Annotated in this window: 20 protein-coding genes, 1 pseudogene and 1 other annotated feature; of the genes and pseudogenes, 10 read left to right on the forward strand and 11 right to left on the reverse strand. The window is 66.8% G+C overall.

The window, feature by feature from the left end; genetic code table 11:
- The first annotated feature begins 139 nt into the window (after positions 1–139).
- From APZ21_RS04790 to APZ21_RS04805, 4 genes are all read left to right on the forward strand, one after another.
- Positions 140–1144 carry an alpha/beta hydrolase gene (locus tag APZ21_RS04790; RefSeq protein ID WP_054812045.1) on the forward strand — a complete coding sequence of 335 codons (1005 nt, stop codon included), beginning with the start codon at positions 140–142 and terminating at the stop codon, positions 1142–1144.
- A gap of 77 nt (positions 1145–1221) precedes the next feature.
- A complete protein-coding gene (locus tag APZ21_RS04795) occupies positions 1222–7590 on the forward strand; it encodes a type I polyketide synthase (protein ID WP_054811970.1) in 6369 nt (2122 codons plus the stop codon).
- Positions 7587–8993, forward strand: a complete 1407-nt coding sequence (locus APZ21_RS04800) for an MFS transporter (RefSeq protein ID WP_054811971.1) — start codon at positions 7587–7589, stop codon at positions 8991–8993. Before APZ21_RS04795 ends, APZ21_RS04800 begins: the two co-directional genes overlap by 4 nt.
- Positions 8994–9008: 15 nt before the next feature.
- A complete protein-coding gene (locus APZ21_RS04805; RefSeq protein ID WP_054811972.1) occupies positions 9009–10403 on the forward strand; it encodes a condensation domain-containing protein in 1395 nt (464 codons plus the stop codon).
- Positions 10404–10429: 26 nt separating this feature from the next.
- On the opposite strand, the gene APZ21_RS04810 is transcribed toward APZ21_RS04805, so the two are convergent.
- The 5 genes from APZ21_RS04810 to APZ21_RS04830 form a co-directional block, all read right to left on the reverse strand.
- Positions 10430–10834, reverse strand: a complete 405-nt coding sequence (locus APZ21_RS04810) for a hypothetical protein (protein WP_054811973.1) — start codon at positions 10832–10834, stop codon at positions 10430–10432.
- 200 nt (positions 10835–11034) lie between these two features.
- Positions 11035–11808, reverse strand: a complete 774-nt coding sequence (locus tag APZ21_RS04815; RefSeq protein ID WP_054811974.1) for an alpha/beta hydrolase — start codon at positions 11806–11808, stop codon at positions 11035–11037.
- The gene (locus APZ21_RS35425) at positions 11777–12376 is read right to left on the reverse strand and encodes a hypothetical protein (RefSeq protein ID WP_239476489.1); all 600 of its coding nucleotides are present in this window, start codon (positions 12374–12376) and stop codon (positions 11777–11779) included. The genes APZ21_RS04815 and APZ21_RS35425 overlap by 32 nt, the downstream gene beginning before the upstream one ends.
- 173 nt (positions 12377–12549) lie before the next feature.
- Positions 12550–13902, reverse strand: a complete 1353-nt coding sequence (locus APZ21_RS04825; RefSeq protein ID WP_169812050.1) for a MutS-related protein — start codon at positions 13900–13902, stop codon at positions 12550–12552.
- A gap of 131 nt (positions 13903–14033) precedes the next feature.
- Entirely contained in the window at positions 14034–14507 is a 474-nt protein-coding gene (locus APZ21_RS04830; RefSeq protein ID WP_156370664.1) for a P-loop NTPase family protein, read from the reverse strand.
- Positions 14508–14872: 365 nt separating this feature from the next.
- Between APZ21_RS04830 and APZ21_RS04835 the strand changes: the two genes are divergently transcribed.
- Positions 14873–15436 (forward strand): cytochrome P450, encoded by a 564-nt coding sequence (locus APZ21_RS04835; RefSeq protein WP_054811978.1) that lies wholly within the window; start codon positions 14873–14875, stop codon positions 15434–15436.
- A gap of 67 nt (positions 15437–15503) precedes the next feature.
- Here the strand turns inward: APZ21_RS04835 and APZ21_RS04840 are convergent, their stop codons facing one another.
- The 4 genes from APZ21_RS04840 to APZ21_RS33695 form a co-directional block, all read right to left on the reverse strand.
- Positions 15504–15917 carry a hypothetical protein gene (locus APZ21_RS04840; RefSeq protein ID WP_054811979.1) on the reverse strand — a complete coding sequence of 138 codons (414 nt, stop codon included), beginning with the start codon at positions 15915–15917 and terminating at the stop codon, positions 15504–15506.
- Positions 15918–16048: 131 nt separating this feature from the next.
- Complete coding sequence (locus APZ21_RS04845; RefSeq protein WP_054811980.1) at positions 16049–16945, reverse strand: hypothetical protein; 897 nt, start codon at positions 16943–16945, stop codon at positions 16049–16051.
- 13 nt (positions 16946–16958) lie between these two features.
- Complete coding sequence (locus APZ21_RS04850; protein WP_156370666.1) at positions 16959–17261, reverse strand: type VII secretion target; 303 nt, start codon at positions 17259–17261, stop codon at positions 16959–16961.
- Positions 17258–18166 (reverse strand): hypothetical protein, encoded by a 909-nt coding sequence (locus APZ21_RS33695; RefSeq protein ID WP_156370668.1) that lies wholly within the window; start codon positions 18164–18166, stop codon positions 17258–17260. The genes APZ21_RS04850 and APZ21_RS33695 overlap by 4 nt, the downstream gene beginning before the upstream one ends.
- Before the next feature lie 599 nt (positions 18167–18765).
- Between APZ21_RS33695 and APZ21_RS35430 the strand changes: the two are divergent.
- The 4 genes and pseudogenes from APZ21_RS35430 to APZ21_RS36245 all read left to right on the forward strand — a co-directional run.
- Positions 18766–19201: pseudogene (locus tag APZ21_RS35430) on the forward strand (transposase); the annotation flags it as partial.
- Positions 18995–19126 (forward strand) — a sequence feature (AL1L pseudoknot). (Overlaps the previous pseudogene by 132 nt.)
- Before the next feature lie 422 nt (positions 19202–19623).
- The gene (locus tag APZ21_RS04870; RefSeq protein WP_054811984.1) at positions 19624–19905 is read left to right on the forward strand and encodes a hypothetical protein; all 282 of its coding nucleotides are present in this window, start codon (positions 19624–19626) and stop codon (positions 19903–19905) included.
- 16 nt (positions 19906–19921) lie between these two features.
- Positions 19922–20407 carry a hypothetical protein gene (locus tag APZ21_RS04875; protein WP_054811985.1) on the forward strand — a complete coding sequence of 162 codons (486 nt, stop codon included), beginning with the start codon at positions 19922–19924 and terminating at the stop codon, positions 20405–20407.
- A 245-nt stretch (positions 20408–20652) separates the two neighbouring features.
- The gene (locus APZ21_RS36245; RefSeq protein ID WP_169812049.1) at positions 20653–21048 is read left to right on the forward strand and encodes a recombinase zinc ribbon domain-containing protein; all 396 of its coding nucleotides are present in this window, start codon (positions 20653–20655) and stop codon (positions 21046–21048) included.
- A gap of 332 nt (positions 21049–21380) precedes the next feature.
- Here the strand turns inward: APZ21_RS36245 and APZ21_RS04885 are convergent, their stop codons facing one another.
- Both APZ21_RS04885 and APZ21_RS04890 read right to left on the reverse strand, forming a co-directional pair.
- The gene (locus tag APZ21_RS04885) at positions 21381–22253 is read right to left on the reverse strand and encodes a hypothetical protein (RefSeq protein WP_156370672.1); all 873 of its coding nucleotides are present in this window, start codon (positions 22251–22253) and stop codon (positions 21381–21383) included.
- A 5-nt stretch (positions 22254–22258) separates the two neighbouring features.
- Positions 22259–23419, reverse strand: coding sequence for a GTP-binding protein (locus tag APZ21_RS04890; RefSeq protein WP_054811988.1), 1161 nt, complete (start codon positions 23417–23419; stop codon positions 22259–22261).
- 396 nt (positions 23420–23815) lie between these two features.
- On the opposite strand from APZ21_RS04890, the gene APZ21_RS04895 reads away from it, so the two are divergent.
- On the forward strand, positions 23816–24697 hold the full coding sequence (locus APZ21_RS04895) for a metal ABC transporter solute-binding protein, Zn/Mn family (protein ID WP_054811989.1): 882 nt from the start codon (positions 23816–23818) through the stop codon (positions 24695–24697).
- Positions 24698–25304 lie beyond the last annotated feature (607 nt).

Genomic DNA, 25304 nt, shown 5'->3' on the forward strand with positions numbered 1-25304 from the left:
CACAAGGTCAGGTGACATGCCTGGATCGCCGACGGGTAGATGTTGTTGACTCGCATCGAATTCGATCATTCTCAGCGTGTCGGTCGGCGGCGTCGGCGTCGACGGACCGACCGGTGCGCCTTCTCGGGATCGGAGTGCGATGTCGGCATCTCGCCCACTTCTGCGCGCCGCGGTGGCGGTCCTCGTGATAGCGCTGGGCCCGTGGCGCGGCGGTGTGGCGATGGCCGAACCCGCGAGTTCCGGCACCCGAATCGCCGATGTGCGTGCCGAATCCGAACGCTCGCTGAACATGGGAATCTACTCGGCGGCGATGAACTCCGTGATTCGGGTGCGCGTGCTGCGCGCACCCGACCCGGATCGTCGGGCGCCGACGTTGTACCTGCTCAACGGGGCTAACGGCGGTATCAGCGACGGGAGTTGGCTCGACCGCACCGACGTGGCGGAGTTCTTCCGCGACGAGCAGGTCAACATCGTGGTCCCCTTCGGCGGTGCGAGCAGCTATTTCACCGATTGGCGCGTCGACGACCCGGTGCTGGGTCGCCAGCGCTGGACCACCTTCCTCACCCGCGAACTGCCGCCGATCATCGACGCGGAGTTCGGCGGGTCGGGGGCGAATGCGGTGGCGGGTATCTCCATGGCCGGCACCTCGGTATTCCAATTGGCCTTGGCCGCACCGGGTCTGTATCGCGCGATCGGTTCGTACTCGGGATGTGTGCGCACCAGCGATCCGCAGGGGCAGGCGATCGTCGGCGCCGTCGTGGGCGGACGACGCGGCAATGTGATGAACATGTGGGGGCCGCCCACGGATCCGGCCTGGGCGGCCAATGATCCCTATCTGCATGCCGACATGTTGCGCGGCACCGCGATCTACGTGTCGACGGGTTCGGGACTGCCCGGTCCGTACGACACGGTGGCCGGTGCGGGCGGGTCCGGGGCGCAGCTCGCCTATCAGTTGCTCTTCGGGGCGCCGCTGGAAGCGGTGACCGCGATATGCACCCGCGAACTACGAGATCGATTGCGTGCCATCGATATCGCGGCCACGGTCGTGCTACGTCCGACCGGCACGCATTCGTGGCGCTATTGGCAGGACGATCTGCACGACTCGTGGCGGGTGATCGGCCCGGCCCTGGCGGATGGGCAGTGAAGGGCGATCCGGGGCGCGTGGCGAACCGGATCGGCACAGGAACGCGTCTGGGGCGCATGGGAGTTCGGAGGAGTTCGATGTCTGACATCGCGATCGTCGGAATCGGCTGTCGTTTCGCCGGGGGAATCGAATCGCCGGAGACCTTCTGGCAGTTCGTGCTGGGCAAAAGGGATGCGGTGGTGGATATTCCGGCGAGCCGGTGGGACTACCGCCGCTACTACGATCCCGACAAGCGCACACCGGGCCGCAGCTACACCAAGCGCGGTGCGTTCCTCACCGCGGACCCGTGGGAGTTCGATCCCGACTTCTTCGGCATCTCGCCGCGCGAGGCCACGGTCATGGACCCGCAACAGCGGCTGCTGCTCGAGGTCTCGTGGGAGGCGCTCGAGGACGCCGGTGTCGCGGGCTCGGCGGCGGGCCGGTCGGTGGGGGTGTACGTCGGCGGATTCATTGTCGACCAGTCCGTCGTCGGTGTCGTCGGCCCCGCGCTGGCCTACGCGGATATGCACACCGCGGCCAGCGCCTCCTACACGATGCTGTCCAATCGCATCGCCTACGCGCTGGATCTGATCGGTCCGGCGCTCACGGTCGACACCGCCTGCTCCTCCTCGCTGGTCGCCCTCGATCTGGCCTGTCAGTCGCTGACCCGGGGCGACTGCGAACTCGCCCTCGCGGGCGGGGTGAACGTCATGCTCCAGCCCGAGACCTTCGTCATGATGTGCAAGGGCGGCTTCCTGGCTGCCGACGGCCGCTGCAAATCCTTCGACGCCGCCGGGGACGGCTACGGCCGCGGTGAGGGCGGCGGCATGGTGGCGCTCAAACGCCTGGTCGACGCCGAACGCGACGGCGACCGGGTGTACGCGGTGGTCAAGGCGACCGGGGCCAACCAGGACGGCCGCACCACCGCTATCACCGTGCCCAACGGCGACTCGCAGGAGGCGCTGGCGCGCGAGGTCCTGCGCCGCGCCGATCTGCCCGAGGGACGCCACATCACCTACGTCGAGGCGCACGGTACCGGAACACTTGTCGGCGACCCGATCGAATTGCGCGCACTCGGCGCGGTCTACGGTCGTGCGAGCGGACGCCCGGACTCGCTCGGCGTCGGCTCGCTGAAGGCGACTCTCGGACATACCGAGGCTGCCGCGGGTATCGCGAGCGTCATCAAATCGGCATTGGCCATCCGGCACCGGACCATTCCGCCGCAGGGATGGTTCGACCGGCCGAATCCGGATATCCCCTTCGACGATCTCGGCCTGCACGTCCAACTCGAGGCCGAACCGCTCGACCCCGCCGCCGACCCGATGACGATCGCGGTCAACGGCTTCGGCTACGGCGGAACCAACGCGCACGCGGTACTGGCCGAATTCCGGTCGCGTCCCGTCGGGTCCACGGACGAGCCGCGCCATCTTGGCGTGCTGCCGGTCAGCGCGCGCAGCGCGTCGGCCGTGCGGGCGATGGCGGGCCGGATCGCCGACCTCCTCGACGGGGGCGCGGAGCCCGCGACGCTGGCGCGGGCGCTGTGGACCCGCGGCGCGCACCACTCGTTCCGGCTCGGAGTTCCGCTCGAGGGCGACCCGCTCACCGCGCTGCGCGCCATCGCCGACGGTGAGGGCCGCGAGGCCGTGCGGGTGGTGGCGGGCCGAATGGCCGAACCGGTGTTCGTCTTCTCCGGTATGGGACCGCAGTGGTGGGGCATGGGCCGCGACCTGCTCGCGGCGGGCGGTGCGTTCGCGCGCACCGCCGAACGGGTCGACGCCGCGTTCCGGGAGATCGCCGGGTGGTCGATCGTCGCGGAGATGTCGCGGCCCGAGGACGAGTCGCGTGTCACCGCGACCGAGGTCGCACAGCCGGCGAACTTCCTGCTCCAGGTCGCGCTTGCGGCGGAACTGGCCGAGCGCGGCATCGTCGCCGCCGCGGTCGTCGGACACAGCGTGGGCGAGGTCGCCGCGGCCTACGTCTCGGGAATGCTGTCGCTCGAGGACGCGGTGCTGGTCGCCTATCACCGTTCCCGCTTGCAGGCGACCACCGCGGGATCGGGCGGGATGCTCGCCGCGGGTATCACCGTGGCGCGGGCGCGTGAACTGATCGGCGAGGACCCGTCGGTGGATATCGCCGCGGTCAACAGCGCCGCCTCGCTCACCCTCGCGGGCGAGCAGGGCCGACTCGACGAGATCGCCGAAAGGCTCACCGAGGAAGGCGTCTTCGCGCGACGGCTGCGTGTCGAGGTGCCCTATCACAGCGGTCTGATGGACCCGATTCTGGACGAATTGCGCACGGCGCTGGCCGGACTCGCGCCGCGCACGCCGTCGCTGCCGCTGTGGTCGACGGTCACCGGCGACCTGGTGACCGAGGCGAACTGGGACGCCGACTACTGGTGCGCCAATGTGCGCCGTCCGGTGCGATTCGCCGATACGATCGGCGCCCTGATCGGCGCGGGCAGCCGGGTGTTCCTCGAGGTCGGCCCCCATCCGGTGCTGTCGGGCAATGTGCGCGAACTGCTGCTCGGCGCGGATGTCAACGGCACCACCGTGCCCACCCTCGATCGCGGTCTGCCCGACGCGGTCGGCATGTGCCGCACGATCATCGGCCTCTACGCCGCGGGCGCCCTGGATATCGCGGCGCTGTTTCCGGCCGACCGGCCGACCCCGCACGTGCCGCTGCCGCGCTACCCCTGGCAGCGAACCCGCCTGCACGCGCCGCTGCCGCTGTTCGAACAGGCCCGGCTCGGCACGCCGGATTCCTACGCCATGCTCGGCGATCCCGACGGGGAGGGTCGCTCGGAATGGCTGCTCCAGGTCGGCACCGAGACGTTGCCGTGGCTGGTCGACCACGTGATCGGCGGCGCCCGCATCATGCCGGGCGCGGCATACCTGGACGCCGCCCTGAGCGCGGCCGCCAGCCGGACGGCCTCGACACGCGTCGCGCTCGAACAGGTCCGGTTCGTGGCGCCGCTGGTGATGGGCGCGCCGGACGTGCCGATCGTCGTGTTCGGCGTCGAGGACGCCAGCGGCCGATTCCTGCTGCGCTCGCGTAGCGCCACCGGATCGGTGTGGACCGTGCACGCCACCGGCCGTTTGCTCACCGGCAGTTACGAGACGACGAAGGTCGAAGTGCCACAACTGGATTCGGCCGTGGAATTCGAGCCCGAGCTGTTCTACGGCGCGCTGGCCGCGCGCGGACTGCGCTACGGACCGACCTTCCAGCGCGTGACCTCGGTGCGCGCCGACGCCGACACCGTGGTCGCGACCGTCGACGCGTCGATCGCCGCCGACTCCGGGCACCTCGCGCACCCCGCCGTCGTGGACGCCGCCATGCAGACCGTCGCGCTGCTGTTCGCCGCCGACGGTGTCGCCGAAGGTCCGGTGGTGCCGGTCGCGGTGGCCTCGACGCGACTGTTCGGCTCGCTGCCGCCGACCGTCACGGTCCTCGCGCGCCGGGACCGATCCGCGCGTCTGCGCGCGGACGTCGATCTGCTCGACGCGGACGGCCTCCTCGTGCTTCGTCTGGTCGGCGTCCAACTCGGCGCGCTCACACCGGGCCAGAGTCCGCTGCACCGCATGGCGGACTTCTACTACGCCGACACCATGCGGCGGACCGACCCGGTCGACCCGGTCGCGCTCACCGCCGCCGCGCCCGCCGCAACCGTCGTCGTCGCGCTCGGCGCGCCCGGACTCGACCGCGCGCGGGAACTGGCCGCCGCGGTACCGGGCGCGCGTCTGACGCTGTGGCGCGACGACGACCTCGAGTCGACGCTGACCGAATCCTTGCGGGCGGCCGCGGATTCGGGACGGGAACGGGTGCACATCTGCGTGGTCGCGGCCGGCGGCGGAGACGATCTGGCCGATCTGTGGACCCTCAAACGCATCGCCGTCACCGTGGACGCCTTCGAGGAATCGGCCACCGCGTCCGCCGTCCCCGCCGGCCCGGAGGCGGCACTGTGCCACGTCAGCCTGATCACCGAAGGCGCTTTCACCCTGCCCGACAGTGCGATCGTTCCCGACGCCGCCCAGGCGGCACTGGCGGGCGGTCGGCGCGTGCTGCTCAACGAGCAGACCCGGCTGCGGTGGCGGCTGGTCGACGTGGACGCCGACACCGCGGTGGCGGATCTGGTCGCCGAACTGTCGGTGCCCGGCGCCTTCTCCCACGACAACGCCGACGAGGTACTGCTGCGCGGCGGACAGCGCTGGGTGCCGGTCGTCACCGCGCCGCTGGGTGAACGCATCGAACAGTTGGAAGCGGTGGAATCGATCACCGACCCGGAGGTGAACTTCGAACTCGAGATGCCGCGCACCCGGCTGCTGTCGGGCCTGTCCTGGCGGCGCTGCGCACGCCGCGATCCCGGACCCGGTGAGGTCGAGGTCAGGATGCGGGTCATCGGCTTGAACTACAAGGATCCGCTCAAGGTGATGGGTCTGCTCGGCGAACGGGAACTGTCGGAGACCTTCTTCGGCACCGATCCGGGGATGGAGGGCGTCGGTGAGGTGGTGCGGCTCGGCGAGGGCGTGACCGACCTCGCCGTCGGCACACTGGTCGCCGTAGCCACCCGCGCCATGATGGGCCGCTATCGGCTGGTCGACCGGCACCGGCTCATCCCGCTGCCCGCCGGTATCGAACCCGGACAGTGCACCAGTACGACATCTTTCGGCACCGCCGAATACGCGCTCACCGACCTGGCGCGAATACAACCGGGGGAAACCGTGCTCATCCACGGCGCGGCGGGCGGCGTCGGATCGGCGGCAGTCCAGGTCGCCAAGGCCGCGGGCGCGCGGATCATCGGCACCGCGAGCACCGAGCAACGCCGGGCGCATATTCTCGCGCTCGGCGCCGATCACGCCCTGAACTCCCGGTCGCTGAACTTCGCCGACGACGTCCTCGGACTCACCGACGGCCGCGGCGTCGACGTCATCGTGAGCACCGCGCCGGGGGAGATCCTGCGCCAGAACTTCAAGGCGGTCACCGAATTCGGGCGCATCGTCGAGATCGGCAAGGCCGACGTCTACACCGGCGGCCTGCTCGAACTGGCCAACTTCGACAAGAACCTGTCGTACTTCTCGGTCGACCTCGATCGCATGTGCGCCGTGCGACCCGAGCAACTGGCCGAACTGCTGGCCCGCGTATACGGCAGGATCGGCGACGGCGTCTACACCGCACTGCCCTACGAACTGTTCGAAACCCACGAGGTCGCCAAGGCATTCGACGAGGTCGTGCGCTCGACCCGCATCGGTCGGGTCGCCATCGACATGTGCTCCCCGTCCACGCCGGTCCGCCCGACCCTGCCCGAGGTAGAGATCGATTCGGCGGCAACCTATCTCATCACCGGCGGCTTCGGCGGCTTCGGACTGGCGACCGGTCGCTGGCTGACGGCCAAGGGCGCGCGCAGGCTCGTCCTGGTCGGTCGCGGCGGCGCCGCCGACATCGCGGCACGGCGCCGGCTCGACGCCTGGCGGGCCGCCGGCGTCGAGATCGTCGAGGAACGCGCGGATGTCGCCGACGCCGAGGCGATGACCGCGATCATCGCCCGCGCACATGCCGAGGGACATCCCCTGCGCGGTGTCTTCCACGCCGCGGGCGCGGTGGCGGACAGCCGCATCGAGGATATGGACTTCGACCAGCTGACCCGGGTCTACCGGCCGAAGGTGCACGGGGCCCGGGTGCTGCGGCGCGCGGTCGCCGACGCCGGCATCGATCCGGACATGTTTGTGCTCTACTCCTCCGGCGGGTCGATGTTCGGTATCTTCGGCCAATACAACTACAGCGCGGCCAATCTCGCGGTCGAGGCGCTGGCCGAGCAGTGGTCGCGCGAGGGTCTGCGCACGGTGTGCATCGGCTGGGGGCACATGTCGGGAGCGACCGGCGGCATGGCCGCCGACGAGAAGGTCGCGAAATACCTCCGGGTCGCGGGCTTCGCGCCCATCGACATGGCCGACGGCACCGCCTATCTGGAGCAGACGCTGCGGCTGGGTGTGACCCGCGCGGCGATCATCCCCACCGACTGGTCCGCGCTGACCGCCGCGTTCCCGCAGCTGGCCCGCACCGGCCGGCTCGGCGCGCTGGTCACGGCGTCGGTGCGAGACAATTCGGCGCTGACCAAACTCAGGACCGAACTGGCCGCACTGGAGGAAGGCAAACGCGGACAGGCCGTGGCGCGGATGATGGCCGAGGAACTGGCGGTGGTCATGGGGGTCGCCGCGGACTCCATCGACCTGACCGTGCCGGTTCCCGAACTCGGCCTGGATTCGCTCATGGCGGTGGAACTCGGTGCGCGCGTGACCAAATCGCTCGGTGTCGACCTGATGTCGTTGCAGATGGGGCGCTCGTTCAGTCTGGAGCAGGCGGGTCCGAAGGTCGCCGAGATGATCCTCGCGACCGAGGACCGGCGCGTGGCCGCACCGGTCACGACGGCCTCCGACGCGGTCGCGCCGGAACCCGCCGAGGCGAGTTCGTGACCGGTGAGCGCGCGGCGTGGTCGGCGTTCGCGGGGTGCCTCATCGCGGTCTTCATGCAGATGATCGACGTGACAATCGTGAATGTGGCCCTGCCGAGCCTCACCCGAGACCTGGGCGCGTCGGGTTCGCAGCAGGTGCTGGTGATCTCCGGGTACTCCCTGGCCTTCGCCTGCGCGCTGCTGCCCGCCGCCCGCCTGGGTGCCCTGCTCGGCAGGCGCGCGATGTTCCTCGGCGCGGTGCTCGCCTTCACCGCCGCCTCCGTGTGGTGCGGTACCGCCTCCTCGGCGGTCGAACTCGTTGTCGCCCGCGTCGTCCAGGGCGTCGCGGGCGCGGGGATCGCGGCGCAGACCATCGCGATCCTCACCGCGATCTTTCCCCGGCAGCGGCATTCGCTGGTGTTCGCGCTCTACGGCGCCACCGCCGGATTCGCGGGCATGCTCGGTCCGCTGCTCGGCGGTGTGGTGATCGGCGTGAATCCGTTCGGCTGGGGTTGGCACGCGATCTTCCTGATGAACGTGCCGCTGGGCGCGGCGGCTCTGGCCTTGGCGACGCGCAGTCTGCACATCGGCCGCACGGCCACCGACCAGCGTCTGCATCCGGTGGGGGTGGCGCTGTCGACCGCCGCGCTGTTCCTGCTGCTGTTCGCCCTCACCGATGTGCAGCAACGGGGATGGCGACTCGAACCGCTCGCGGTGATGGTCCTGGCCTGCGGACTCGGCGCGGCGTTCCTGGCATACGAGCGCGCGCTGGTGCGGCGCGGCGGAACACCGCTGGTGCGGACGGACCTGTTCGCGGACAGGGCATTCCGCGTCGGATCGATCGTGGTTGCGGTCTTCTTCGGACTGTTCACCGCCTTCGTCTTCGCGATGTCGATCGCCATGCAGGACGTCCTGAGATGGTCGGCGTTGCGCACCGGACTGGCCATGACCCCGTTCGCGCTCGGGGCGGGGGCCGGTGCGCTGCTGTCGCCAGTGATGTTGCGGCGGTGGGGAATAGCCGCCGTCGCCTTCGGCATGGCGCTGTTCGGCGGATGTATCGCCGCCGGTGCCTGCTACCTGTGGATCACCGACGGACAGGTCGACGCCCGGGTGGCGATCGGGCCGGTACTCGCCTGCGGATTCGGCGTCGGCCTGTTCGGCGTGCAGTTGCAGCCGATCATGCTCGCCGGATTGGACGACACGCGCATGGCCGAGGCGTCCGGGGTGCTGCCGACCGTCGAACAGATCGGCAACGCGGTCGGTCTGGCGGCATTGAGCGCGGTGTTCTTCCGGTCGCACACGGTCACCGGCACGGTGACGATGATGGCCGCCATCGCGGTGGTGGCGGCGCTGCTGGCCATCGCCACCTTCGCGCTGCCCGAACCGCGACGGGTCGACGCGCTGCCCTTCGCACCCCGGCACTGAACAGAGGACATCACCGTGGTCGATTTCGGTCTCATCGAGGAATGGCGGCCCGCGCCGGGACGGTTGGTGAGCTGGTCCGCCTCGGCCCGCTCGCGGGCCCTCGCCGCGCTCGCGCCCGAGCATCCGACTCCGCCGTCGCATCAACAGGAGATCTACCTCGCCGCCGCGCACCGGCACGCGGACGCGGATTTCCGGTATTCGGGCCTGTGCGTGGTCACCGCCGAGGTACCCGCGATCCTCGACCGTGCCGCCATGACGCGCGCGGTGAACACCTTCCTGACCCGTCACGACACCTTCCGCAGTTGGTTCGCTCTCGGATCGGGCCGGGTCGTGCGGCACGTGATCGATGCCGAAGCGGTGGAATTCGTGCCCACCGACCACGGCCCGATGGACGACGCCGCCGCGATCCGCACACACGTCCAGGAGCACACGCCGGGCCCGTTCCACTGGGACTGCTTCACCTTCGGCGTGATCGAGCACGCCGACAGCGCCACCGTGTATCTCGCGGTCGACCACCTGCACACCGACGGTGTGGCGCAATATATCTCGTGTTTCGAGCTCGCAAACCTGTATCTGGCCGAGATCGACGCCGGCGGTGGCGCGCTGCCGAAACCCGCGAGCCACCTGGACTACTGCGCCCGCGAGCGCGCGTCCACCGCCCGCCTCACACTGAACTCCCCGGGCGTGCGGCGATGGGTGGAACTGGTGCGCGGCAACGACGGTCGGCTGCCGTCGTTCCCGCTGGAATTGGGCACCGCCGCCGACGGCTACACCCGCAGCGCCCACCTGACCGTGCCGCTGCTCGACGAGTCCGAGGCGCTGCGATTCGAGAAGGTCTGCGCCGAAGCGGGTTCCGCCTTCACCGGCGGTGTCTTCGCGGTGGCGGCGATGGCCGAGCGCGACCTCGCCGGACGCGACTACTACTTCGGCATGACACCGATCAGCACTCGCGGATCGGTGGCGGAGTTGATCTCCGTCGGCTGGTACGCCACCCTCATCCCGGTCGCCTTCCCGGTCGGCCGGTCCACCGGATTCACCCGACTCGTGCGCAGTGCCCAGCGCGCCTACGACAGCGGTCTGCAACTGACGGCCGTCTCGTTCCACCGCGTCGTCGAATTGCTGCCGCCCGACCTGGGATTCGACGTACCGCCCGACTGGTCCGCCCCGATGATCTCGTTCGTCGACGCCCGCGACTTCGCGGGCAACGAATACTTCGACATCGTGCGCGGCGGCATATACGGCAACCGCGCCGCCTCCGAGGAAGTGCTCATCTGGATCAACCGATTGCCCGGCACGACCACTTTGAGCGCCATCTATCCCGATACCACCGTCGCCCACGACTCCGTCGCCCGATACGTCGAGGCGCTGCGGGCGGCCTTCGCCACCGCGATCGAATCGGCGCCGCGGTGAACGGGCGGGCGTCGCGCGATGGACTGCTACGGCAGCGGCGACTCGAGCTCGCTGACCAGCCAGCGGCCGAGGACGTTGTCGACCGTGGCGGTCATGCTGATGTGCTGGGGCTGGGGCTCGGGGCTGTTCGCATTGGCCCGCACCTGGGTCATGGTGATCAGAACCGTCTGGCGCAGCAGGTCACCGCGGACCGAGCCGCATTCGGCCCATTCGACCCACGCACGCACCTGCGCCTGCTGCATGGCTTGACGAAGTTCCGGCGCCGCTCCGGCGAGTTCCTCGGCGAACGCACCGGTGCTGCGCGCCAGAACGCGCTCGAAGTAGCCGTCCAGCGCGGCGTGATCGTAGGTGCCGACCTCCCGGGCGAAATCGCAGGCGGCGAGCCGGGCGTCGTCCGCGGGCCACGCCGCAGCCGTCGGTGCCGAGAGCACGGCAGCTGCAGCACCGGCTGTCAACAACGCGCCCAAAACCAAAGTGCGAGACACGAAATCCTCTTTCGACAAGGACGCGCACTGATGCCCGTCCGAGGCTGTCACTGTATCGGGCAGGCACGACACGCGACATCTCGAAGCCATCCACCAGATGATCGGCCTGCACGACCGCCCTGCCCGCCGCTGGGAACCGAAACCACCTACGGCTTGTGTTGTGTGCCCACATGGCGGTGGAGGAAGGCGATCTGGTCGGCAACCACGAGTTCGTGTTGGGGGCCGTCGTAGATGTCGAAATGATCGACGCCTGGGTAGGTGTGGAGTTCCGCGTGCGGCGCATTCCGAGCGGCTCGGATGGCCGGGCCGGGTGCGGCGACTTGGTCTTGTTCGCCGACACAGACCAGCCACGGGCAATGCAGTCCACGTGCGGCGCGGATGGGGCGAAACGGTCGTCCGAGTAGCCAGCGGGCGCTGACCCGGTTACGCCATCGGGAGTCTTCGCCAATTGCGACGACATGCCGCCAGCCGTCCTCGCTGTCGGGTGCGTTGATGAACGCCGCTTGGTGTGGTTGTCCGACCGCGGGCAGATATCCCCCTTTCACCGCGGTGAGCAATGTGCGCATCCGCACCGTGAACGACCCGCGGTATGCCTGGGAAACGATATCGAGAAAAGGTACTTGGCTGATCGCCGCAGCGATCCGGGGATCTGCGGCCGCGGCGGCCAACGCGTTGCCGCCACCCATCGAGGAGCCGAAGGTGACGACACGCAACGGATCGACGTCGGGGCGTGTGCGAGCGTAAGCGATCGCCGCGGACCAGTCCTCGAGTTGACGGGCCGGGACGAACAGGTCGGGTTCGCCCTCGCTGTCGCCGAACCCGCGGTGGTCGAACACGAGTGCGGCGTAGCCTGCGGCGGCGAAGCGCTCGGCGAAGGCGCCGAGCCGGTCACGGCGCGTTCCGGACAGGCCGTGTGCCATCACGATCACCGGAGCAGGCTGTCTGGTGCCGTGCGCGGGATACCACCAAGCCGCGCATCGGTCGGTTCCCGAGATGAAGGTCAATTCCTGGCGTGTACCCATGCATCAAGACAGTGCTCGACGTCGTGCGCCGGCGCTGGCAGGAAATGGTCGCAGTGTTCTCTGGTCCTTCCCCGACGGCCATGTCGAATTGTCCGTCACGCTCGTCTCGAGTTTTGACCATGGTGGTGACCTGCGTGCCGAGCAACCCCGCCACGGTCGTCGTGTCGCTGTCGACGGGCAGATCGGAGGCGATCGCATACATCTCGACCTTGAAGCCGTTGGTGGCGTCGTCGTCGTCCCACGTGGTCGGGTCGGCAAGACCGCTGCTGGCCAGCAGGAGCGCGTCGGTGCGTCGAGTGATCGAATACGCCTGACGCAGACCGGGCCAAGCAGGTCCGCCCATGAAGGCCGGATTGATCAACGGTGCGATGACGTCCTGATCGAGGCGACCCCACGACGTCCACGCCGCTTCGATCGCCGTCCGGGTAGCGGTGCCGAATGCCTCGTCCAACTCTGTATCACTCACGGGCAGAGCGTGATCGCGGTGTGGGCGTCCTGGCTGACGGGAACTCGCGGCCCCGGCCCTGCCGTCGCCTCGTCTCGCAGTTCGGCTGAGTCAGGGGCGGATACCGCGCCTCCCGCCGTGTCGTCTCGGTCAGATAGTGGCGGGGTGCTGGTTCGAACTTCGCGGGCGGTGAGCTACGCGCGGTCGCGGCCGAAGACGCGCTGATAGATGTCCATGGCGTGGCTCGTCATCCCGGGTAGGCCTGCCTCCAGGCGAAAGGTTCTCGAACCGTCGGAACGACGCTGGGCGCACAGGAACAGGTCGGTCGTTCGCCGGCGCTCCGCCCGCATGGACGCGAAATCGTAGAGATGGGTCACCACAATCACTTTCACGCCCGCGTCGACCAGCGCCTCGGTGATCGGCGTCAGGATCTCGGTGGCTTCCCGCTCGCTCGTCGAGGCGAACGGTTCGTTCCACAGCACCATGGAACCCGACTCGATCCGGCCGGTGAGGTCCCGCATCCGCACCAGTTCCTCCTTCAACCTGCCGTAGGTCATCGAAGAATCGTCTTGGATGCGAAAGTGGGTGAAGACTCCCGTTCGGATGTCGGCCTCGAAGGCTTCCGAGACAACGAACATGCCCGCTTGCATCATCAGCTGGGCCGTGCCGAGACTGCGGAGGAAGGTCGACTTCCCACCGCTGTTGGCGCCAGTGATGACCGTCAGGAGTCGCCCCTTGCCCTCGATCGAGTTCCCCTCGATCGGCGATCGGGCCGACAAACAGAGCGCTGGGTCCCGCAGGGAGCGAAAACTGTAGGATGCCGGGCTGCCCGAGGGCAGCGGTCGCGGAAAGCACACGGGATATCCACCGGTGCGCAGGCGCTCGTGGAGATTGACGCAACCGACGAGGAAGGCGAGTTCGGTACGCGCGGCGTGAAAAAAGCCGGCCAGCGCCTCGGTCACATGGGAGACCACGTCGGCGACGCGATCGAGGCTTGTTCCGACGAGTCGCCAGATGAACTTCTTCGCACTCTCGTCGGTCGCGGAAATCTCTACGGTGTGCCGGTCCCGTGGGGCGAAGACGGATTTCCGGCGCGGAGATCGGCTCGGTGGTTCATGCAATACCGGGTTGGCGATCCCACCGTTCGGCCCGAGCTCCGCACTGATCTCGAAGCCGTGTTCGAATTCCATGGCGTCGATATACCGCTCGACTTCCGACAGATATTCTTCCCCGAATGTGCCTGCTACCGCTTCCGTGAATCCGATGAAGCCCTCCGACTTGAAACGTGACAGATTCGGCGTGAGTTTGGTGCGCAGTAGGCGTAAGAAACCGATCAGCTTGGTGAGAGGCTCGAGAGACAGGTACAGCTTTCCACGTGCGCCTCTGTCGCGTCCGGCCGTCCAGCGCCGCAATTCGGCGGCTTCGTTCACAATGGCGTAGAGCTCCCGAACGACATCGGGATTCGCGCAACTGTCCATCACCACCCGCTGCCGGTAGGTGATGACAGTCGGATCGACCAAGGACCTGGTCACCAGGTCGGCGGCCACGGTGCGCAGGAACTTGTCACCGCCCGCCATCGCCGCGTACACGATCGACAGCTCGAGATCGTCGGCGACCGCTTTACCGTTTTCCACGACCTGAGCATGGTTCCACCCATCCGGCCCGAGTAGATTCACCTTCACCGCGGCACTCTCCGGGCAATGGCCTCGTAGGAGAGGTCGAATTGATGGGCCAGCGCCACCGCGTAAGCTCGGCCGTCCGCCGGCTTCCGCTCCAGTCTGAAGGTACGGAGCATCGGATCGTCGCCGACACCGGCCACCATGCTGACCACGCTCTCCATCCTGGACAGCTCATCGATGAACGTCACGAACAGCGCGATCGATTTTCTTTCCGATATCTTCCGCAAGATCTGTTCCCCGATACGCCGAGCGTCGGCGGTCGTGGTTGAACTGAAGCTCTCGCTGAGAATGATGAGCGTCCGGTCGGTGGCGAGTTCAAGTGTCTTGTCGATGGCGACCAGTTCGGTCTGGAGTCTCCCGGTGCACCGAACGGACGGTCCGGCAGTACGAATACAGAACGTCCAAGCGCCGCCGGCTACGGAGGATCGCATGGTGGACGGTCGACAGCTCGGCGAGTTGGCGTCGGATGTCACCCATAGACCGAGAAAACGCCTCGAGTTGTGCGCGAAGGGGCGGTGACGAGAGATCCTCGAAGACTTCTTGCCGATACTCGACGTCCTCGCTGTGCAGCAGCGGCGCTCTCAGCAGATCATCGATCGAGTCACTCGTCGCGGGCCCCGTGATCGCGGCGAAGACACGATCGAGATTCAGGTCGCGGACCATCGCAGGATCGGGCTGTGCGGACGGCCGATTCGACGCAGCCCCCCAGAGCAAGCTCGGTGCCGGCGTCATTCGCCCTCCCCTTCCCGGACGCGAGATGTTCATGCGGCAACGAGTTGAGTCCTGACACAGCCACCACCTCGCCCAGGGTACTGGTGAATGCTATCGTGTCGAGCGTATGGAGTTGGGCAAAGGCGTGACCACCGCGCTGCTGCTGGCCAACCCGGAACAGGCTGCGGTTGCTGCGGTGCTGCGTGATAGCGACGATCCCGCCGTCATCGACAGCGCCGTGGAGGAACTGCTCAGATTCCTGACCGTGGTGCACCACGGTCGCCGGCGAGTCGCGTTGGCGGACATCGAAATCGGCGATGTTCGCGTCGAGGCGGGCGAGGGGCTGATCCTGGCGATCGAGACGGCCAACCGGGATCCGCGAGCGTTCCCCGGCGATCCCGATGTCCTCGATATCCGCCGAAATGCCAGAAACCACCTCGCATTCGCGTTCGGTCCGCACCAGTGCCTTGGCCGGACCTTGGCGCGCATGGAGCTGCAGGTGGCCTACGGCACGCTGTTCCGCAGGCTGCCGTCGCCGGCCTTGGCGGCGCCGGTCGGCAGTGTCTGTTCAGCTGTACCTGTGCGTTGTAGAGCCGGCCAATCCGCAGCGGTGGCCGAGTTCTCGGATGCGGGCGGGGCGGGGAGTTCGCTGATGCGACGGATGGTGGCAGAGGCTGTTCGGTGCCTGTAGAGGCGGTTTGGGGTTTGCGATTGCGGTGATGCTGGGTCGCACGGGGTGACCCAACCCGGGTGGGATCTTATTTTTTGAGGTATTGCGTCAGCTCGACGCAGAGCTCGGCGACGTCGTGCAGTTGGGTGTCGGTCAGGATGAGAGGGCCGCTGAGGGTGTGTGCTTGTTGTTCTTGGAGTTGGATGACGCACTGCCGATCGTCGCCGAGCGTGGTGATCTCGACCAGTCCGTAGGGGCGCCCGTCGAAGAGCCACGCTGCTTGCGAGGTGCCGCTCATCGGCTTCATGGCCGGTCCGGGCGTCCAATTCGTACTGGCGCCGTCGATCCGTGAGATAGACGCATGTGCCAGAGTTTCGGAATCGGTTTCCAGGGAGCATACCCCGGAGCCGTAGATCGCCGAGCCGAGGTCGTCTACTGTTCGAATGTTCACATCCCGTACGCCCAGGTTGTCGGTGAAGAACGCTGACAGTGTGTCGCACATGTCTTGTACGGTGGAGGCTGCCGGGCGGGTCGAGGTGGGCGTCGCTGTTCCGGGGGTGGGCGTGGTGCCTGTGCAGCCTGCTGAGAGGAAAGCTGTCGCTGTCAAAATGAATGCGCGCGATCGCTTCTTGTTCAAGAGGTGGACCTGGCTTTCCAGTCCGATCCGTCTCCGTCCAGCACGCTGGCGTCGGCGTAATCCAGGTCGTACTTGTATGGGTTGCCCTCGCTGTCGGTTCCGACCGCGTCGAGGTGGATCGATGGCCATTTGTTGAACGGCAGGCCTGATTGGGTGGCGACCTCTGCTGCGATGTTGTTACCCGCGATCATGTTGTTCTGGGCCATCGTCGCGCATTCACCGAAGATGTTGAATATTTTCGTCTGCATGGTACCGATGGACTTCACGAGCTCGTCGAGAACGAAGACTGCGGCGGGCCCTTTCATCCATATCCCCGCCATTTTACCGGCGATTTCATTCTTGAACTCCAGCAGTGCGGTCACTAGCTTCTTGTAGAGATCGAGTATGGCTTTGGCGACGGTTTCCAGCTGTGCTGCGATTTTCTCGCACAGGCCGGACATGGAGACGAAGGCTTCGTTCTGGAGTCCGTAGACGATGAAGTAGCGTTCCGAGGCGACTCCCTCCCAGTCGCTTCGGAGATTGGTCGTCTTGGCCGCGTTGCCCGCCTCCGTGATCTTGTTGCGGATCTTGCGCCAATTCTCGGCTTTGTCGATGAAAGTGATCGGAGTCTTCGCGCCGGTATGGAATTCGTTCAGTTTATTGAGGACCGAGGTGATGGTCTGCTCGATGGCGCGCTCGTGGTCCTCGATCTTGCCGATGACGTATTCGCTTGCGAGCATTCCGAGCCCCAGCGTGGACACCGTCAGGGGTATCTCGCCTGTCCGCAGTAGATTGATCAGCTTGGTGACATCGTTTTCGTATCCGGAAGGGAGTAGTTCCAGATCATTCGCCATCAGCCGCATGGCGTCGATCTGCCGGTCCAGATCTTCGCGTGCGTCTAGTTCTGGTGCCATCGATTCGGGGGTCCTAACCGGAAGCGTTCAACTGCTGCGCGCGGGCCGTGTCTTCGGCCTCGTAGGTGTTCGCTGCGTGCAGCAGGATAGCGGCGATATCCTGACAGGCTTTGACGGCTTCGGCGAGGCGGTCGTTGACATACCCGGGTGCCGGTTCGTATTTGCTCAGTGACGGCGCGAATACACCGGCCTCGGTGGTCGTCATCTCGACCGTGCCGATCATGCCCTGCGCTTCGCCGAGAAAAAAGGCTGCCCGGTCCCACGCCGTCGCGGCATACCTCATACGATCGGTCGAGGCTTTGAATTTCTCTGTCATGCCAGGTAACTCGCCTGTTCTTGCAAGAATTTGACGTGTCGGTCGTGCTGAAACTCGAGGTCTTCGACAGAATACTGCGAGTAGTCCCCCCACGCTGCGAACCGCGGTCGCAGAGCCCGGATCTGATCGGCACACCACAGAATCTCGTCGACTACCGTGCGAGGGTCCACACCCTCGGTCCAATTCGCCGCGATGGCTATCGAGGTGATCCTGATGCGATCCGCGGCCATGGATACCGCTGGTCCGCTCCGGTGCATTGTTCGGCCGCTCGCGCTGTATCCCGTGCTCGCAATCATCGCATCGAGCTTGTGTTGGTATTCGCCCCACCCGGAGGTCTCCAGGAGAACCGCCAGCTGTGTCCGCCGGTCGGGGACACCGCAATCCAAGTCGAAGCCCCCATCGGGCAGAAACCTCTTCGTTGACAGAATCTGCTGATATTCCTTGAGCACGGCCAAGTCATACGCCTTGAGCAGTTCTGCCTCGTACTCGCGATGGCGAGCGCTCCGACTCCATGGTCGGTCGACATCAATGCTCATCGGAACAAGTCCGCCGTCGACCTGCATCGAGACGAATGACGATCCCCGCAGGTTCCATGTTTCGATCAGATGATCGACCTCGCTCGTCGGTCCTGCGACGTCGCGGTTCGACTGCTCGTGGAAAGCTGATAGCTCGTCATCGCGATAGGGGGTCGAAAGCGGAGCGCCGGTCGAGACGGACAACGAATGGGAGGGACCGGAGGACTGCCATCGACCGGATTGGGAATCAGCCCGGTCTTGCGGGACGGTGCCCACCGGTCCGGGGGGCGGCACGGTCCCAGGGCTGGGTCCCGACGGTTTGGTCAGAGGCTCCTCGTCCCAGAATTCGTCGGGATCGTCGTAGTGGTTGTAGAATCCACCTGCCGTCACAGGTCACGCCTTCGGCCGAGCTCGGCAGACGGTGACGAGAGCATGAACGTCCGGTGAACTGGCATCTGGAACCCAACCCCTCAGTCGACCGCAACGGCGGATGCCATGCCACTCTCGCGTTCCGTCCGAACCTTGTCAACTCACCACCGGGCCGGCCGGTACCTAACGAACTCTCGCCATGGAGGCCAACGACCGTGGTACTGCATAGGGGCGGGTCGGTGGCGGACAAATCGCCGCCATTCCGAGATACCGTCCGACACGTGAAATGCCTCGTCGCGCGACGAGCGTTCCCGTCCAAGAAATCACCCGATCCGCGTACCCGTCGCTCTGCCCGCCGCCGCGCAGAGCTTTCAGCGCGCCGTGGATCGGTTCGATCATGTGCCGGAGGCGTCCAGTGAGAGCTCCTAACGGGTTCGGATAGTTGGTATTGACTCCTGTTGCAGTGCAGTATGTTTCGTTGTGGCATCACCGTCGATCGTGGACGACCGGCTATGGGCAGTGATCGAACCGTCCTGGACTGGTTGGAGACTCCCGTTTTAGCAAGGAGACTGTCAGTCTCACGGAAGTTCGACGAGGAGACTCGGGCGTGAGCAGTACGGATGTACCGGGACCGGATCCGCGAGCACGGCGAGTCGATGGCCGTCGCGCGGCGGCATGTGGGCGCGTTGCTCGATATCAAACCTGCGACGTTGCGGAACTGGGTCGAGAAGACCGATCGGCCTACGCCCGATGCGGTGCCGGCGGCCGAATCGGAGTCGAGGAGCTGAAGGCGCTGCGCCGCGAGGTCGTCGAATCACGAAGAGCCAACGACATTCTGCATACAGCGAGCGCGTTTTACGCGGCGGCGGAGGTCGACCGCCGACTGCGGTGATCATCGACTACATCGACACTCACCGCCACCGTTTCGGGGTCGACCCGATTTGCCGCGTGCTCACCGAGCACGGACTGCCGATCGCCCCGTCCACCTACTACGCCACCCGCAAGCGTGGCATCAGCCCCGCGGTCTGGGCCGACGCGCGCACCGCGAACGCCTTGTTCGAGAGCTGGTGTCGCGTGACCGGAATCCGTCCTGGCTTGACCGACATCGAGTCGCGGGTAAGGATGTGACGCGACGGCGAGCTGATCATGGGTCGCCAACACAGGGGGCGGTGGTTGATTGCGTCAGCACGATCACCTCGGGCTCGAACTCGAGGTGCGTTGATGGCCAACGGTGGGTGGTTCAACCATTACGACGATCCGGACGAGTTCTGGGACGACGAACCTTTGCAGCTGCGGTCGACTCTCGTCTGCCGACTCCGACGCCGCCCACGCCCCCTGTTCCGACCTCCAGCGCGGCGCCCCGGGGGCATCCGGCGGCGGTCTCTTCGCCACAGCCCGGGACGCCCCCGCCGATCTGTGCCCGCGACCGTGCCTCGACCGAGGAGCTGCTGGCCGAGACCCTGAAGTTTCACGCCCGCATGGCACAATCCCGGCGACTGCTCGATTCGGCGCTGCACACCGAACCGCGCACAGCCGTCGGCCACGACCGGACGAGGTGCGTCTCGGTGACGGTCGGCACGCGCGACGAGTTCCTGCGAGCGCACATCAACCTGACCGCGCAGGTGACCACCATGGCAGGCATCGAGGCGACGGCCACGGGCAATACCGTGTGGCCCCACGGAAAGTGGCCCGACGCCGCGACGTCGACGTTCGACAACGGGACGCGACTGGACGGAAGCGCGGAATGGTCCATCCGATGACCGGGAAGACAGCCGCATGATCACGAACAGAAAAGTACAGCGAGTGCAGGGCACGGGAGCGGCGCTCTTTGTCGCCACCTCGGCTCTTCCGTTGTGGTACCTCGTCATTCGCGAGGCCGACCGGATCGCCGGGTTGGACTCCGCGATCTTCGCGGCGTACGCGATTCTCGGTGCGGTAGCGGCGCTCTGCGCGATTCCGTTGCTGTTCACCAGCCATCGTGCACCCGCCTGGCTGCGGCATGCGGCAGTGACGATCCTGTCGCTCGGCGCGGCGGGCTTCGTCGTTCTCGGCGTGCTCGCGGCGTTCCGGGATCGGGACGGGAACTCCGACGCGATCGCATTCGAATTCGGGATATTCGGGTGCGCGTTGGCACTGCTCGCGTACCGCCTGCAAACCAGCTCCCGCGCGATCGAGGTCCCCCCGCTTTCTCCCGAGCAGAAACAAGCCCAACTGCGCGCACGGTTCGCCGAACTCCGAAGTGGTCGCAGCCCCGGTCCATAGCCCGGCCGCCGCTGTCATAGTCGATGACGATCGGAGCAGCTCGAGGTCAGGCGGGGGCGAGGGCGAACCTGCCGGTGGTGGGGTCGGCGTAGCCGTGGTAGAGCAGGGGATGCGGCTGTCCACACAAAGGCGCAGGTAGCATAGCTATGCTCGATATCGATGACGTCGCCGCTGGGCATGTGGTTCGGTTCCGGCGGTCGCCGAACGATCGGATCGTGCGGTCGCGCAAGCCCGCTCATCCGGCGATGGTGTCGGTGGCCGACTTCACCGAAGCGCAGCTGCTGTGTCGCCGCCGCGCTGGGACGAGCAACCGTTCGCGGGCGAAGCTGGAACGCACACGTTCGGGCGCGCATCTGTATCTGTTGGCGGGACGGATCAGGTGCGAGATCTGTGGTCGGCGGATGCAGGGCGAGACCGTGCATCAACATCCCTACTATCGGTGCCGCGCGAAGACCATCGCCCCCGGTAGCGCTCTGCTCGCCGAGCATCCCCGCACGGTAAACTGCGTGAGGACCTCTTGGTGGGCCCGGTCGATAGCTGGCTGTCGAGCTTGTTCGGCCGCGAATACCGGGACCGCACGATCGCGGCCCTGCTCGCCGCCCAGCCCAGCGAGGACACCGACACCCGCCGCACGGGATTGAGGCAACGCATCACCGCCGGGAGATATTGTCAAATCCTGTGTTGTGTCCTGAACGTGAAGGGGAGGTTGGTGTAGGAGACCGAACTGGAGCGGTGCTGTGTGGGAGATGAAGGTTTGGCCCTTCGGAGTCGCCCTGCAAGGGGGAGGCTTCAAACCGCCTCATGCTGTGTTGGTTGAAGACCGTCGTGGTGAACGATGAGGGAAAAGGCGTCGTGAGAGGCGTCAGGTGGGGATCGGGAAGACGAGCGTGAGCGAATCGCTGATGACGTGTCGAAATTGACGAAGACGACATCGAAACCGGGGCGTCACAGGTGCTTCGGGATGAGCCTGGCCCTACGTGTCAGCCTGAGGTGAGTCCGCTGGTTCACAGCAACTCGGTGTTGTAGGGCGAGAGATGGATCGATCACCACGATGACTACCACCAGCAGTACGACGCGTCGGAGGGCCGGCGAGAATGTCGGGATGGGTAGCAGTGACCCCGCTGCGGGCGGGCGACGGCGGCGGGCGTTCAGCCCGTCGGAGTACCTCCTCCGGGACCTCGGTACAGCGGTAGCTCTGCGCCAATGCCGAGCCGAGCAGCGCCGAAGCGGCGGTCGTCGCTGTCGGGCCGAAGGTGGCCAGGCCGTCGCGATCGGCGGCGTAGCGCATGAACCCGGCCACTGCCTTGTCGATCGCCGTGGTAATCACGATGTCGGTGAGGAACCCGCCGGGATGGGAGAGATCGACGAAGCCGATCAGGGCGTGTGGTCGTGTGCTTCCGGTGAATGTGCACACCAGGACGGCTTCGTCGCCGAATATGTCGGCGAACTGATGGGCGCTCTCGATCCGGACCTGGCCGAGCTGGTCGGACCAGCGCGGTTCGCTTGCGCCCGCAGCGGAGAGTCGCCCCGCCACCTGAGTGGCCGCGGCCCGCGCCCGCGCAGTGGGCGCGAGCGTCGCCAGTGTGCGCGCCAGTGCGAGAAACTCCGGTCGAGGGCGCTCGGCGAGCGTCTCCAGGAACCCGAGTACCACGGCCTCGTCTTCGCCGGGGTCGTCGCGCCCGGTCAGCTCCGCGACGAGCCCGGCGGCGAACACCTCGGTGCCGAGCGGATCGGATTCGGCGCGCAGCGACCGCATCGTCCGGCCGATGGCGGCGAGGTGACCCTCGATCGGGTCCTTTCGGTCACCATTTCCCTTGCGCTTGTGCCCCTTGCGCTTTCGGCTCACCGGGCTCACGGGTGCGCGTGCGCCAGGCTGGGCTCCCAGCGCGGCAGCGGGTCGGGGTAACCGACCCATTCCTCGGGTCCGGCCGCTAGTTCGGCGTCGGTGAGCAGCGCCTGCTCCAGCAGGGCGCGCGGCGCCCGCTTCTCCAGCTGCACGCCGATCAGCACGATCTCCTGGCCGGGAACGAGCTCGGTGTCCGCCCAGGCCGCGGCCGGCTCGATGGTCAGGTTGGGGCCTGCGTGTGACCACACCGCGGCGATCTCCGGCCTGCTGGCGATCCAGCAGCATCCCTTGCTGCGCAGCAATCCGTTCAGCGCGTCCAGCGCCGCCTGCAGCCGCTGCGGGTGGAACGGGCGATCGCTGCGGAAGACCGTGCTGCTGATCCCGTACTCCTCGGTCTCGGGAGTGTGCCCGCCTGCCAGTTCGTCCTCCCAGCCGGGCATCCCGTGGGCCGCGGCGGGGTCGAACTTCCCGGTGCCGAGCACCTTGTCCAGGTCGATTTCCCCTTTGCGCACCCGGACGACCTCGGCGTGCGGATTCAGCCGGCGCAGCGTCGCCTCGGTGGCGCCTGCCGTCTTCTCCGAGACCAGGTCGGTCTTGCTGAGCAGGATGATGTCGGCGAACTCGACCTGGTCGACCAGCAGGTCCGAGATCGAGCGGGTATCGCCCTCGCCCGCCTCCAGCTCGCGGTCGCGCAGCAGCTCGCCGCGCGCCAGCTCCGGCAGGAAGGTCGCCGCGTCGACGACGGTCACCATGGTGTCGAGCCGGGCGACGCTGGACAGCGAGTAGCCGTCCTCGAATTCCCACTCGAAGCTGGCGGCCACGGGCATCGGTTCGGAGATGCCGGTGGACTCGATCACGATGTAGTCGAAGCGGCCCTCCTGGGCGAGTCGCGCCACCGACTCGATGAGGTCCTCGCGCAGCGTGCAGCAGATGCAGCCGTTGGTGAGCTCGACGAGTTTCTCCTCGGTGCGGTCGAGGGTGGCGGCGCCTGCCAGCGGGCCGTCCACCAGCTGGGCGTCGATGTTCACCTCGCTCATGTCGTTGACGATGACCGCGACCCGGATCCCGCCGCGGTTGGACAGGATGTGGTTGAGCAGTGTCGTCTTGCCCGCGCCGAGGAAGCCGGACAGGACGGTGACGGGGATGCGAGTGGAAGGTTTCTGCATGCCAAAATGATAACCGTTTTCATTAACGACGAGCTCGCGCCTTACCGTCGGCGCGGGCCATGCCGACTGCACAGCACGCGCAGCCACGTTGCGACGGAACGGAACTGCGCGGCGCAGCCCGGGCGCTCATACCGGACGGCCTGCGTCAGGCGATCGACGCACGGTGGATGCCTCGATCGATGTCCGGGGTTCGTATGCAGGGGTGGCCGGTCAGCCGTGTGTGGCCACGATCGCTGCCCGGTACCACTGATTCCCGGGCAGGTGGGCGGTCGGGGTGCTGCCGGATTGCGGATGCGGGGAGCTCTGTTACATTTATTGGTAATGATTCCCATTTTGGTCTGAGGTTCCGCCCGTCGGGTGGCCTCCGGATCATCGCTGTGCCAGGAGCGTTCCCGAGTGAATAGCCGTTTCGTCCTGAAGTTCGTGTGCCTCGCCGTTGGGGTGGCAACGGTCGCGGCGTTGTCCTCCTGTGGTGACTCCGAGGATTCCGACAAGCCGAGCGTGGTCGCCTCAACCAATGTGTGGGGCGACATCACGGCTGCCATCGCGGGGCCGGACGCCACCGTGACCTCGATCATCACCGACCCGGCCGCCGATCCTCATTCACATGAGACCTCCGCGGTCGAATCGGCGAAGATCAGCGATGCCGATCTGGTGGTCTTCAACGGTGGCGGCTACGACGAGTTCGTGGAGAAGGCGATCGAAGGCAAGGGCAAGCGCGCCGTCGAGGCGTTCAGCGCGCGCGTCGATACCGCGGACGAGAACGAACACCTTTGGTACGACCTGCCGACCGTCTCGGTGGTCATCGATCGAATCGCCGCCACCCTCGGTGAACTCGACACCGCGCACGCGCCGGAATACACCGAACGCGCCGCCGCCTTCAAAACCCGGCTGAACGGCATCTCGGCGATCACCGACAAGATCGCCGCCGAACATCCCGGCACCCCTGTGCTCCAAACCGAACCGCTGGCCCATTACATGCTGCAAGCGGCGAAGGCCCAGGACCGCACCCCGCACGAGTTCCAGGAAGCCATCGAGCAGGACACAGACCCGGCCCCCGCCGACGTCGCGGCCACCCGCGACCTGCTGGCAGGCAAGCAGGTGCGTGCGCTGGTCTTCAACGTGCAGACCGAGGACAAGATCACCCGCGATCTGCGCGATGTCGCCCGCGCCAGCGGGATCACGGTGGTCGAGGTGACCGAAACCTTGCCGAACGGCGTCGATTTCATTCAGTGGCAGACCTCGAACGCCCAAGCGTTGGCCGCCGCGCTGAAATGACCTCCGGGATGTGCGTCAGGTATCGGGCCCGATCGCGCGATCGTGGCGAACTGCTGTCCGGCAGACGCCCATATCGTGCGGTGCACCGCGGCGAGGCATCCGGGGGAACAGCAGGGGATGGTCCGGGTGGAATGGGCCGCCGGGCTGTTGTCGATGGGTTCGGTCGGAGGTCCGGGGTGACACTGGCGGCGACCTCGATCGGTATCTCTGTCGGCCTGCGCCCCAGGACTTGGAGTCCACTTCATGTCAGGAGAGCTCGATGCAGAGGTGACGTTCTCGATCGGTGAGGTGGCCGGCCGCTTCGGCGTGGAGGTTTCCAAGGTGGGGCCACGACGACTAACGACCTTGCCCGCGATGGCCGCGACGAGACAGATCGACACGGTCAGCGGCCGAAACCCCCGTAGAAATCGCCGAATAGCCTCGTGCCTGTTGCAGGTACAACGACAACAGGAAGAACGCCGCGCTCGAACCGAACCCGAGTACGAACGAGGCGCCGTTTCGGAATACTGAATTTCGGATCCGCGAACAAGGCCATCGGCAGCATCGGATGGTCGACGCGGCGTTCGACGACGACGAACGCGATCAGCGCGCACAGCCCCCACCGACG

The sequence above is a fragment of the Nocardia arizonensis genome (genome assembly GCF_001310275.1).
Lineage (GTDB): Bacteria > Actinomycetota > Actinomycetes > Mycobacteriales > Mycobacteriaceae > Nocardia > Nocardia arizonensis.